Raw genomic sequence first — 13780 nt, 5'->3', positions numbered from 1 at the left:
GTCAGCTTGCATCAGCATTGACTGTGCCGCCGCCTTCGCGAGCAGGCTCGCTCCCACAAGGGGCTTGTGGTGAATTACCAAATTCCATCAACACCCAAATTCCCTGTGGGAGCGGGCTTGCTCGCGAAAGCGGTGGGCCGTCTCTCACATTCTGGGCTGCCCAGCGAATCGCTCGCAGGACAGCCCAAACCGGTTATGACGTGGCGACTGCTTTCATGGCCAGGGACATCGCCTCGCCCAGCTTGGCCACATGGGGCGCCTTGACCAACGTGTTGTGAGTGCCGGGCAGTGGCGTCACGCTGACCTGGTCGTCCAGCAACGCACGCCAGCCCAGGGTCGGGTCGCTGCGTTGCTGTTCGCTCGCGGTGAACAGCGACACCTTGAGCGGGCTGGGTGGGCTGACGTAGGCGCCGATGGCGAGTCGCATCCGATAAGCCACTTGCAGATGCGTGCGCAGCAGGGCAGCGTCGATGTCGTGTGGCAACTCCTCCGGTAGCAGGCGGTGGCTGATGCACAGCGCCAGCATGGCGTTGATGTCCGAGTGTTCCGCCAGCGCGGTCAGTTGCTGGAACGATCCTGGATCGATCTGCTCGGGCAACCAGGCCATCAGGAACTGCGCTTCACTGATCGATTGTTCAGGCACCGGATCCGGGCGGGCCGACGCATCGATGATGCCGAGGAACTCCACGGCCTCACCACCGGCTTGCAGTTGACGGGCCATTTCATAGGCGATCAGGCCACCGGCCGACCAACCGGCGATCCGGTACGGCCCTTGCGGCTGGACCTGACGGATGGCCGTCAGGTAACGCGTTGCCATGGCCGGTACATCGGACAGCGGTGCCTCACCCGCCACCAACCCACTGGCGGCCAAGCCATAGACCGGTATCTGGGGATCGAGCGCTGGCGCCAGGTCCCGCGCATATTGCACTTCGCCGCCCAAGGGATGGACCAGATACAAGGGCCGCTGGGAACCCGTACGGCGGATCGGCACCAGATTGCGCAGGGCACCTGGCCGGGATTGGCCGTCGAGGGTCCTGGCGAAGCCGGCGATGGTCGGCTCGACGAACAGGTCACGCACGGCGATCGGTTTACCGAGGACTTTGCGCAGGCGAGAGGCCATTTGCACCGCCATCAGCGAAATGCCGCCGAGGCTGAAGAAGTCGTCATGGCGACTGATCCGCTCCTGTTTGAACAGGTCCTGCCAGAGGGCCGCGATGGCGGTCTCGGTGTCGCCTTGAGGCGCTTCATAAGGCAACGGCGCAGGGCCGTCTTCGACAGTGGCGGGTTGGACGATGGCATTGGCCGAGCGCACCAGCGGCGGCGTGTTTTGCAACAACTGGCCGATGGACTGCTGTGGATCGCTCACCAGGTTTTCCAAGACGCTGGCAAAGAGTCCGGCGATGTTCTGCACGGTGGCGATGTCGAACAGATCGTTGGCGTATTGCAGGCTGCCACCGATGCGCTCGCCATTGTCGATCAGCGACAGTGACAGGTCGAACTGCGTGGTGTTGTGCGGGCTGGCCAGGGTTTGCACCTCAAGCCCTGGCAGTTGCAGCGGCGCCGGTGGCGTGTTGTCCAGGCTCAACATCACCTGGAACAACGGGCTGTGGCTCATGCTGCGCGTCGGTTGCAGGGCGCTCACCACCTGCTCGAAAGGCAGGTCCTGGTGATTGTACGCAGCCAGGGTCAGGTCCTTGATTCGCCCCAGCAGTTCGTCGACGCGGGTGTCGCGCTCGGTGGTGACTCGCAACGCCAGGGTGTTGGCGAAGAAACCGATCAATGCCTCCAGCTCCGGACGCTGACGGTTGGCCACCGGTGTGCCGACCACCACATCGTGTTGGCCGCTCAGATGACTCATCAGCACCGACCAGCCCGCTAGCAAGACCATGAACAACGTGGTGCCCCGGGCCTGGCTGAACGTACGCAGGTCGGCGCTGAGGGCGGGTGAAAAGCCGCACTCGATGATGCCGCCGGTATAGCGCTGGATCGCCGGGCGCGGACGGTCCAGCGGCAGGTTCAGCAGCACGGGTGCGCCTTCCAGGTGTTGCCGCCAGAAGTCGATCTGCGCTTGCAGCGCCGGGCCTTCAAGGGATTGTCGTTGCCAGGCGGCATAGTCCACGTACTGCAACGCCAGGGGCGGCAACGGGTCTTTCTGGCCTTGGGTGAAGGCGTTGTAGAGCACGCTGACCTCACGGGCCAGCACGCTGTTGGACCAACCGTCGGAAACGATGTGGTGCAAGGTGATGAACAGCACATGTTCGTCATCGGCCAATTGCACCAGGTGGCCGCGCAGCAGTGGTCCGCTGTGCAAGTCGAACAGTTGCGTGGCGTTGACCTGGCCGAGGTGCTCAAGGGTGGCCTGGCGTTCAGCGGGGGCGATGGTGCGCAGGTCCTGCTGCTCCAACCGAAAGCCATAGTCGGCCGGCGCGATTTTTTGCAAGGGCTCGTCTTCCACCAGCTCGAACCGCGTGCGCAAGGTTTCGTGACGCGCCACCAGGCGGTCGAGGGTCGCTTGCAACGCCGGTTTGTCCAGCGTTCCCTTCAGGCTCAAGGCCAGTGGCAGGTGATAGGCCGCGCCCGCCGCGTGGTCCAAATGATCGAGGAACCACAACCGCTGTTGCGAGAAGGACAACGGCAGGCGCCCGGCGCGATTGGCCAAGGGAATCGACACGGCCTCGGTGGGCGAGGCCGCGTGTACCAGGGCGGCGAGGCCACGCACGGTCGGCGCGTCGAACAGTTCGCGCAGCGTCAGCCGTGCGCCCAGCTTGCGCCGCAGCCGCGACAGCAGTTGCACGGCGAGCAGCGAATGGCCACCGAGTTCAAGGAAACCGTCGTGACGACCGACCTGGTCCAGGTGCAGCAAACCTTTCCAGATCTCGGCAATGGCGATTTCGGTGTCGCCCTGGGGCGCCTCGTAGGTTTTGCTGGCCAGGGAGTCCTGGCCGGGGGCCGGCAAGGCGCGGCGATCGAGCTTGCCGTTGGCGGTCAGGGGCAGGGCATCGAGGTGGACGAAGGCGCTGGGTACCATGTACTCCGGCAGGCCGCTCAGCAACGCGCTACGCAGTTGCTCGGCCGGGACCGGTTCACCGCAGACATAGGCGACCAGCCGCTTGCTGTCCCCATCGCCTTGGCTGTCCTCCCGAGCGATGACCACGGCCTCGCGGATACCTGGATAGGCCACCAGGGCGTTCTCGATCTCCCCCAACTCGATGCGGAAGCCACGGATCTTCACCTGGAAATCATTGCGCCCCAGGTATTCCAACGTGCCGTCGGCCAACCAGCGACCGAGGTCGCCGGTCTTGTACAGCCGCGCGTTCGGCGCGGTGCTGAACGGGTCGGCGACGAAACGCTCGGCGCTCAGCTCGGGCCGGTTCAGGTAACCCCGGGCCACGCCGGCGCCGCCAATGTGCAGCTCGCCAGCCACGCCCAACGGCGTCGGTTCCCCACGGGCATCGAGCACATGCACTTGGACGTTGGCAATCGGCCGGCCAATGCTCGGGCGTTCGCCGAGGTCGCGGATCAAGTCGATGGTGGCGTCCACCGTGCATTCGGTCGGGCCGTACATGTTGTAGAAACGGATGCTCGGGCAGTCGCGCAACTTCGTCCAGGTCGCGGCATTGATCGCCTCGCCGCCGAGGAGCACGCTCACCGGTTGGTAGCGGCTGCGTTCCAGCAGGCCGGCGGCGAGCAGGGTATCGAGCTGCGATGGCGTGGAGTCGAAGGCGTGCACCTGGTGCTGTTCGAGGAAGTCCAGTAGTTCATGGCCGCTGGCACGGATCAGCTGCGGGATGATCACCAGCCGGTGGCCGGAGAACAGCTGCGAGATGCCCTTGATCGACATGTCGAAGAAGAACCCGGCGTTCAGCGCCACGGTGGCTGGGCTCGGGCAATGCTGGTGGGTGGTGCGGCGCAGTACCTGCCAGAAGTTGAACACCGAACGGTGCTCGACCATCACCCCCTTGGACTGGCCGGTGGAACCGGAGGTGTAGATCACATAGGCCAGGTGCTCGGCGGTGAGGCCGGCTACCTGCGGATTCGCATCGCAATCAGCGTCATCCGCCGCTTGCAGCGAGTCGCGGGTATCGAGCAACAACAGCGGTAGATCGCCAGACGGCAACGACAAAGTCGACTGGGTCAGCAAGGCCCGTGGCTGGCTGTCGTTGAGCATGAAGGCCATGCGCTCGGCGGGATGGGCCGGGTCGATGGGCACATAGGCGGCGCCAGCCTTGAGCACGCCGAGCAGGCCGACGATCATGTCCAGGCTGCGCTCGGCACAGACGGCGACACGCTGATCGGGCTCGACACCGAGGGCGAGCAACTGCCGGGCCAGGTGGTTGGCGCGGCGATTGAGCTGGCGGTAGGTCAGTTGCTGCTCTTCGCAGACCAGGGCCACGGCGTCGGGGTTGGCCTGGACCTGGGCTTCGAACAGGTGATGGATCGGTTGCGCGGCGCCGAAATCGCTGGTGGTGCGGTTGAAGTCCGTCAGCAGCAATTGCCGCTCGCTGGCGGGCAGCACGTCCAATTGGCTGGCGAGGCGTTCCGGGGCCTGTTCCAGGGCGTCGACCAGCGCGGCCACGGCCTGTGCCAGGTACGCGGCGATACGTTGCGGGTCGATGCCGGTGATGGATTGGGCGGTCAGGGAGAACCCGTCGCCCACATTCGCCACGGCAATTTCGATGGGGTAGTTGGTGCGGGTTTCGGAGGCGATGAAATGCATGCCTTCGTGGTCGCCCATGTCCTCGACGTTTTCCCCGGACGCGTTCACCAGGTCGCCATGGCGGCAGTTGAGGATCACCGTGAACAAAGGCAACGAGGCATCCACCGCACTGCAACGCTGGGCCAGGGCCAGGGACGCCTGTTCGTGGGTCAGTAATTCACTCAGTTGCTGGTAGGCGTCGCGGACAATGTCGCCGACGGTGTTTTGCTGCAGGCGAATGCGCATCGGCAGGGTGTTGATGAACATTCCCAATGCGTGGTCGGCACCGGCGGTGCCTTGGGAGCGGCCCGACAGCACCGTGCCGAAGATCCCGTCGTCACGTCCGCTGGTTGCCGCCACCACCAGGCCCCAGGCCGCATGGAACAGCACGGAGGTGGGCACGCCTTGCTGGCGTGCCATGCGATGCACCTGGGCGCTGAGCGCGTCGCCCAGGTGTTTCACGGCGCGCTTGATCCCGGCGCCGTTGCCTCGTACATCCAGCACGCCGTAAGGCGCGGTGGTGGCGTCGACATCGGCCAGCAAGCGACGGAAATAGGCTTCGTGATCGGCCTGGGACACGCTGGCGGCCTGGGCGATGAAGTTACGATAAGGCTGGGAGGGCGGCAGGCTGTCGGCCTGACCGGCCAGGATCGCCTGAATTTCCAGCATGATCAGGCGCAAGGTGACGTTATCGCTGACCAGGTGATGGTCGAGCAACGCCAGCAACCATTGGGCCTGGGGCTCGTCGTAGATGATGTACGCCGCGATCAGCGGTGCTCGCTGCAAGTCGAGTCGCAGGTGATGGGTATCGGTATGCTCGCGCAGGGTCTGCAAGGCGTCTTCGCCAGGGACGCAGTCCAGGGTCACCATCGGCAGTTGCGCCTGGCGATGCACCACTTGCACCGGCTGCGGCAAGCCGTGCCAGCGCAGGGCAGTGCGCAGGATGTCATGACGGTCGATGACCACCTGCACGGCGGCAAGGAAGTCGTCGAGCACCTGGCGACGGCTGAACGTCACCACGGTGCGCATCAGGTAGGCGTCGCCTTCGGACTGCAACAAGTGGTGGAACAGGATGCCTTCCTGCAGCGACGACAGCGGGTAGATGTCCTGCACGTTGGCGGCCCCGCCCGGCACGTCGGCGACGATCTGCTCGATTTCCCCCTGGGTGAGGGTCACCAGCGGCAGCATCTGCGGTTCGATGGCCGTGCAGTCGGCCGGGATCAGGTTGGCCGGGACGACCCGTTGGGCGTTGCTGCCACCGGCCAGGACCGTGGCCATGGCCTTGAGGGTCGGCGCGGCAAACACCGTGCGAACATCCAATTGCAGGTCGGCCTGGCGCAGGCGCTCGATCAGGCTGATGACCAGGAACGAGTGGCCCCCCAGTTCGAAGAAGTGATCCTGGCGACCCACCCGTTCAACCCCGAGCAGTTCCTGCCAGGCGTTGGCCAGGGTGCGTTCGATGTCGCCCAGGGGCGCTTCGTAGTGCTGGCTCGCGGCGGCGGACAAGTCCGGCGCCGGCAAGGCATTGCGGTCGAGCTTGCCGTTGGTGGTCAACGGCCAGGCGTCCAGGATCACGAAGGCGCTGGGCAGCATGTGTTCGGCCAGCACGTCGGCCAGTTGGCTACGCAGCGCCGAAGACTCAAGGACGCCGCCGTCATGGGCGATCAGGTACGCCACCAGGCGTTTGTCGCCAGGCGAGTCCTCGCGCACGATCACCAGGGCTTCGCGCACGTGTGGCAGGGCCAGCAGTTGGGCTTCGATTTCCCCCAGTTCGATGCGGAAACCACGGATCTTGATCTGCGAATCGTTGCGGCCCACGTAGACGACACCGCCGTCGGCGCGGTAGCGGGCGATGTCACCGGTGCGATACAAGCGTGCGCCGGGCGTTGCGGCATAGGGATCGTTGATGAACCGCTCGGCATTGAGGGCGTCACGGTTCAGGTAATGCCGGGCCACCCCCGCGCCGCCGATGTAGATCTCGCCATTGACGCCCACCGGCACCGGTTGCTGGTACTCGTCGAGGATGCGCAGGCACAGGTCGGGCAGCGGCGGGCCGATCAGGCTGGGCGCGCCGCTGTCGATTTCGATTTGGCTGATTGGGTAATACGTGGCATGCACGGTGATTTCGGTGATGCCGTACATGTTCACTAGACGGGTGCGTGACAGGACGGTGCGCGAGGCCCAGGGTCGCAGGCTGCGGAAATCCAAGGCCTCGCCGCCGAAGATCACCTCCCGCAGGGCATGTTCCTGGTCGCTGCGCTCGCGGGCTTCGATGAACTGGCGGAAGGCGCTTGGCGTCTGGTTCAGGACCGTGACCTGCTGCTGGCAGATCAGCCCGTAGAAATCGTCGGGCGAACGCGCCACCTCGCTGGGCACGATCACCAGCTTGCCGCCGTAGCTCAGCGCGCCCCAGATTTCCCAGACCGAGAAATCGAAGGCAAAGGAATGGAACAGGGTCCAGACATCGTCGCGACCGAAATCGAACAGCCCGGCGGTGGTGTCGAACAGCCGCGCGACATTGCCGTGTTCCACCAGCACGCCCTTGGGCAGTCCGGTGGAACCCGAGGTGTAGATGACGTAGGCCAGGTGCCGCGACGTCAGGCCCAGGGTATCGGCATCGGGGTTGTGGTCCAGGGATGCATCGGCTCGATCATCGGCGGCAACGTAATCGACCAGGTCCACCACCGGCACTTGATGTTCAGGCAAGGCGTCGAGGCAGGCCGATTGCGCCAACAAGGCCACCGGCGCGCTGTCCGCCAGCAGATAGCCGAGGCGTTCGCTGGGGTAGGCCGGGTCCAGCGGCACGTACGCACCGCCGGCCTTGAGCACGGCCAATACCGCGCAGACCATTTCCACCCCGCGCCGGGCCAGGATCGCGACTCGGTCGTCAGGGCGTACGCCCTGGGCGAGCAACGCCTGGGCGATGCGGTTGGCCCGGCGGTTGAGGTCTTGATAGCTCAGTTGCTGTTCGCCAAGCACCAAGGCGATGGCCTGGGGGTGAGCGGCGGCCAATTGTTCGAAGCGCTGGTGGATCAGCCACCCGGGAGCGCATGTTGCCTTGGGCGGCAGCGTCGCCGGCGAGGCCTGGCGCTGTGCCGGGCTGAGCAACGGCAGGCTGAGCACCGGTTGTTCGTCCGCTTCGACCAGCGCCTCCAGCAGCGTTTGGAAATGCTGGGCAAAACGCTCCACGGTGGAGCGGTCGAACAGGTCGCTGGCGTATTCGATTACCCCAGCCAGGGTGCCGCCGTCGTTGCCCAGGGTCAGCATCAAGTCGAATTGCGCGGTTTCATGGGCCTGGGCCACAGGCATCAGGGTCAGCCCGGGCAGGCTCAGTTCACCGCCGCCCGGGGTGTTGTCCAGTGACAGGGCGACCTGGCACAGCGGGTTGTGGCTCAGCGAACGCGGCGGCTGCACGGCTTCGATGACTTGTTCGAAGGGAATGTCCTGGTTTTCGTAGGCCGCCAGCGTCGTTTGTTTGATCTGTTCGAGCAGCGCTAGCACGCTCGGGTTCTCCGTCAGGTTCACCCGCAGGGCCAGGGTGTTGACGAAGAAACCGATGAGGTTTTCGGTTTCGGTGCGCCCGCGGTTGGCGGTCGGCACACCGATGACCACGTCGCGCTCGTTACCCAGGCGCGCCATGAGCACCGACCAGGCGCTGAGCAACGCCATGAACAAGGTGACGTTGTGCTGTTGGCAGAAGCGTTCCAGGCGTTCGCGCAAGGCCGGGGCGATCACCACCGGGACATCGCCGCCGCGATAACTTTGCATCGCCGGACGCGGGCGGTCGGTGGGCAAGGACAGCAAGGCCGGGGCGCCGCCGAGGTGCTCGCGCCAGAAATCCGCCTGGCGGTTGAGGCGTTCACCGTTCAGGGCCTGGTGTTGCCAGGCCGCGTAGTCGGCGTATTGGATCGGCAGGGCGGGCAACGGGTCGGCCTGGTCTTGGCTGAAGGCCTGGTAGAGAGCGGCCAGCTCCTTGACCAGGACACCGACCGACCAGCCGTCGGAGATGATGTGGTGTTGGGTGATCAGCAGGATGTGCTCATCGTCGGCCAGGCGCAGCAGGCGGCCGCGAATCAGCGGGCCCCGGGCCAGGTCGAACGGCGCCAGGGCTTCGCTGTTGCCGATACGGGCCGCGCTGAGGCTGGCCTGCTCATAAGGCAGCGTGCGCAAGTCCTGTTCGCCGAGGGCAAAGCCGCAGTTTGGCGCGGCGATGATTTGCACCGGATGCTCGCCACGGCGTTCGAAGGTGGTGCGCAGGCTCTCGTGACGTGCCACCAGGCGATCCAGGGCCGACTTGAGCGCGGCTTTATCGAGTTCGCCGCGCAGCAGCAGGGCGGCGGGCATGTGATACGCGCTGCCCGCGCCAGCGTCGAGCTGGTCGAGGAACCACAAGCGTTGCTGGGCAAACGACAGCACCAGAGGCTCGTTGCGGTCTGCCTGGCCGATGGTCTCGGTGCCGGGGCTGTGCAGTCCGCCCACGACCCTTGCCAATTCCTCCACGGTGGGATGGCTGAACAGTTCGCGCAGCATCAGTTCGCCGCCCAACTGCTGGCGGACCCGGGAAACCAGTTGCGCGGCCAGCAGCGAGTGGCCGCCCAATTCAAAGAAACTGTCGCTGCGTCCTACGCGTTCGAGGCCCAGCAATTCTTGGAAGATCTGTGCCAGGGCCGTCTCGGCGGCCCCTTGCGGCGCGGCATAACCGCGCTCGGACATGGCGTCCAGGCTCGGTGCCGGCAGTGCGTCCTGGTCCAGCTTGCCGTTGGCGGTGAGCGGGTAGGCCTGCAGGCTGACGAAGGCACTGGGGATCATGTAATCAGGCAGTGTGGCGCCCAACTGCTTGCGCAATGCCGCAACTTGCAGCACCGAACCCGTTCCAGGGATCAAGTAGGCGATCAGGCGCTTGCCCTGGCTCGCATCTTCACGGGCCAATACCCGCGCTTCCCGCACACCGTCACAGGCCAGCAGCTTGGCTTCGATCTCACCCAATTCGATGCGGAAACCGCGAATCTTCACCTGGGCGTCGATTCGGCCCAGGTGAACGATTTCGCCATTGTCCAACAGCTTGCCCAGGTCCCCGGAGCGATACAGGCGTTCGCCGGGCCGGAACGGGTCGGCAATGAAACGTTCGGCGCTCAAGGCCGGACGGTTCAGGTAACCACGACCCACCCCCAGCCCGCCGACACAGATTTCACCCGCCACGCCCACCGGCAGCAGCCGTTGATGGGCATCGAGCACGTAGGCCACGGTGGTCGGGATCGGCCGCCCGACATTCGAGATGCCGGCGGCAATGTCCGCCGCGCCAATGGCCTTGTAGGTCACGTGCACACAGGTTTCGGTGATGCCGTACATGTTCACCAGTGCCACATGCCCGAAGGCACGGTGGAAGGCGTCGAGCTTGCCCGGTTCCAGGCTCTCGCCACCGAAGATCACATAGCGCAAGCGTTCCAGGCGCACCTGTGGCGTCGAGAGGGCGGCGGCGCTGAGTTGCAGGAACGCCGACGGCGTCTGGTTCAGCACCGTGACCTGCTCGCTTTCAAGGAAACCCAGCAGCTCCACCGGATCGCGGCGCAGGGCCTCGGGCACCAGGCTCAGGCGCGCGCCGTAGAGCAGGGCACCGAAGATTTCCCAGACCGAGAAATCGAAGGCGTTGGAGTGGAACAACGACCAGACATCGTCGGCGCTGAACTGGAAGTCCAGCCGATTGTTGTGCAGCAGGCGCACGACGTTGCGGTGTTCGAGCAGGGCACCCTTGGGTTCTCCGGTGGAACCCGAGGTGTAGATCACATAGCAGAGGTGGTCCGCCGCGCTGGCGTTCGGCAGGTTGGCCGCGCTGACGGTGCTGTCCGTGGCGACATCGAAGACTTCAATGCCGAGTTCCCGCAGCGCCAGGCCCATGTCCTGGCGGGCGATGGCCTTGCCTGCGCCGCTGTCGCGCAGCACATAGGCGATGCGCTCCTGGGGCGAACTCGGGTCGATAGGCACGTAGGCACCACCGGCCTTGAGCACCGCCAGGGTGGCGACGATCATCTGCACCGAGCGCTCCAGGGCGATGGCCACCAGCTCCTGGGGCTGCACGCCGGCGGCCCGCAGGCGACGGGCGAGGCGGTTGGCCTGTTCGTTGAGCTGTCGATAGCTCAACCGCTCCTCGCCCAGGTTGACGGCGATGCGGTCCGGGTATTGGCGCGCCTGTTCCTCGAAAATCTGATGCAAGGTCAGGGTGTCGGGCCAGGCCGCTTCGCTGTCGTTGAAGTCGAGGATCTGCCGTTGGCGTTCGGCGGCATCCAGCAGCGGGACTTCATCGACACGCTGCTGCGAATCCTCGACGAAGGCTTCCAGCAGGCGCACGTAATGGCGCATCAGTTGCTGGATGAACGCCGCGTCGAAGAACTCCGCGTTGTACACCAAGTGCCCGGCCCAATGTGACTCATCGGCCGTGATCAGCAGGTGCAGGTCGTTCTTGCCGTAACCCAGGTTGGTTTCCAAGGTCGTGACTGCCAGGCCCGCCACCAGCGTGTTGCGGTCGGCGCCGCGCTGGAAATTGAAAAGCACGTCGAACAGCGCGGTACGGCTCATGTCCTTGGCCGGGTTGAGGGCCAGCACCAGTTGGTCGAACTGCATGTGCCGGTGCCGCTGGCCCTGGGTCAGGTTGTTGGCGGTCTGTTCCCAGAGCTGTTGCAAGGTCGTGTTGCTGTCGCACTGGCCGCGCATGACCAGCAGGTTGTCCAGCGGCCCGACGACATCCCGCAAGGCCGGTTCACGGCAGGCGGCCGTGGTGCCGATCACCAGTTCATCGTGGCCGGCGTAGCGGCGCAACAGCGCGGTGAATGCGCTCAGGGCCAGGCTGTCGCTGCTGACGCCGACCTCTCGGGCCAGCGCTTCGAGACGCCTTGCCAGTGCCGGTTCGAGGGTGAAGCCGTGGGTGGCTTCGGCAAACACATGCACCGCCGCCCGGGGACGATTCAGTGGCAGTTCCAGGGCTTGCAGCTTGCCGCGCAGTTGATAGGCCCAGTAGGCACGCAGGTTTTCCAGCACGGTGGCCGGCAGGTTGCGTTGCCAGGCGGCAAAGTCGCCATAGCTCAATGGCAATGCTGGCAACTCGGCGCTGCTGTCGGCGCAGGCGGCTTCGTAGAGGGCCAGCAGGTCGCGCTTGAGCAACTGCATGGAATTGCGGTCGGCCAGCAAGTGGTGCACGGCAATGGCCAGGATGGCGTTGTGTTCGTCCCCCCGTACCAGGGTTGCGCGCACCAGGCTGCCGCCGTCCATGGTCAATGGGCGGCGCGTTTCGGCCAAGGCCTGGGCTGCCAGATCGTCAGGGTTACCCTGGATCCGTTCGAGCGCCAGGCTGGCCGGGCCGTCGAATTGCTGCCAGGCACGGCTACCGTCGCTCAACACTCGGCAGCGCAGGATGTCGTGGCGGGCCAGCAAGCCGTCGAGGGCGGTTTGCAGGGCCGGTTGATTGAGCTCGCCGGTCAGTTCCAGCAGCAACGCAATGTTGTGGTACACCGGGTTGGCGTCGTACAGGTAACCGGTTTCGAAGGTGTCGACGAACCACATCCGCTCCTGGTGAAAGGACAGCGGCAGCCGTTCCGGCACAGGCACAAGGGCCTTGACCTCGGGCAAGGCCTGGGTCGGGTCCAGCTCCAGGGCGCCGATCCGGGTGTCCGGGGCTTCGGTGAAGCAGCGCAACAGGCGCTCGAAACGCGCAGCGAGGCGTTCGACGGTGGCGGCGTCGAACAACGCGGTGGAATACGACAGGCTGCAGGACAGGTTCGGGCCGCCTTCGTCGATGTGCAAGGACAGGTCGTGCTGGGTGTTGTCCTTGCGCGAGGGCAGGAATGCCAGGTTCAGCCCGGGCAATTGCAACTGGCCGCCGGCGCCTCCGGCATTGGTGTAGAGCATGGTCTGGAAGACGGGGCTGTAGCTGGCGCTGCGCGGCGGCTTGAGGGCCTCGACCACCAGTTCGAACGGGGTGTCCTGGCGGGTCGAGGAGTCCAGCATCAGTTCCTTGACCTGCTGCAATACCTGGTCAAGGGTGGGGTTGGCGTCCAGGCGTACGCGCAGGGCCAGGGTGTTGACGAAGAAGCCGATCAGCGCCTGTACGTCGTGGCGGTCGCGGTTGGCGGCGACGGTGCCGATCACCAGGTCCTGTTGGCCGCTGATGCGCGCCAGCAAGACCGCCCAGGCGGCCATCAAGGTCATGAACGGGGTCGCCGCGCGGGACTGGGCGAACTGGGCGATGGCGGCGGACAGCGATGCCGGCAGGTCGAAGCCCAGGGTTTCGCCGCGATAGCTCTGCACCGCCGGGCGGGCCCGGTCGGTCGGCAGCGAAAGCAGGGCCGGGGCGCCAGCCAGGTGCGCTCGCCAGAACTCCACCTGTTGGGGCAGGCGTTCGCCGTCCAGGTGCTGGCGTTGCCAGGCCGCATAGTCGGCGTATTGCCGGGTCAGCGGCGGCAGCGGATCAGGCTGCCCGGCGCTGAACGCCTGATACAAGGCCGCAAATTCCTTGACCAGGATGCCGATGGACCAGCCGTCCGAGATGATGTGGTGCTGGGTGATCAGCAGCCGGTGCTCGTCGTCGGCCAGGCGCAGCAGGGTGCCGCGGATCAGCGGCCCGCGCAGCAGATCGAACGGCGCCGTGGCGGCGTTTTCGCTCAGGTGCGCGGCCTCGGTGTCGGCCTGCTCCCGGGACAGGTGGCGCAGGTCATGGGTCACGAGGCTGAAGCCGCAATCGACCGGGGCGATGACTTGCACCGGCTGTTCGCCCTCCCGGCGGAAGGTGGTGCGCAGGCTTTCGTGTCGCGCCACCAGGCGATCGAGGGCAGCCTTGAGGGCGTCTTGGTCGAGGGCACCCTGCAGCGACAGCGAGGCGGGCATGTGATAGGCGGCGCTGGCGGTCGGGTCCAGTTGGTCGAGAAACCACAGCCGCTGCTGGGCGAACGACAGCGCCAGCGGAGCGTCGCGGTCGACGCGGGGCAGGTCCTCGGCAACGGTTTCGATGACCCGCGTCGCGCCGCGTTGCTTGAGCAGTCGCAGCAGTGCGGCACGTTTCAACTGGTCGAGACTATCGTTATGTTCGTTCAATTT

General features: G+C 65.6%; 1 protein-coding gene. It reads right to left on the bottom strand.

Annotated elements, in window-relative coordinates; genetic code table 11:
- Positions 1-193: 193 nt before the first annotated feature.
- Positions 194-13777, bottom strand: coding sequence for an amino acid adenylation domain-containing protein (locus J3P88_RS18260; protein WP_434570781.1), 13584 nt, complete (start codon positions 13775-13777; stop codon positions 194-196).
- Positions 13778-13780: the final 3 nt, after the last annotated feature.

It is taken from the genome of Pseudomonas sp. Z3-6 (genome assembly GCF_051131985.1).
In the GTDB taxonomy this organism is placed as follows: domain Bacteria; phylum Pseudomonadota; class Gammaproteobacteria; order Pseudomonadales; family Pseudomonadaceae; genus Aquipseudomonas; species Aquipseudomonas zanjanensis.
The sequence above is the reverse complement of the archived record's forward strand: the minus strand, read 5'-3'. Positions and strand labels throughout refer to the sequence as shown.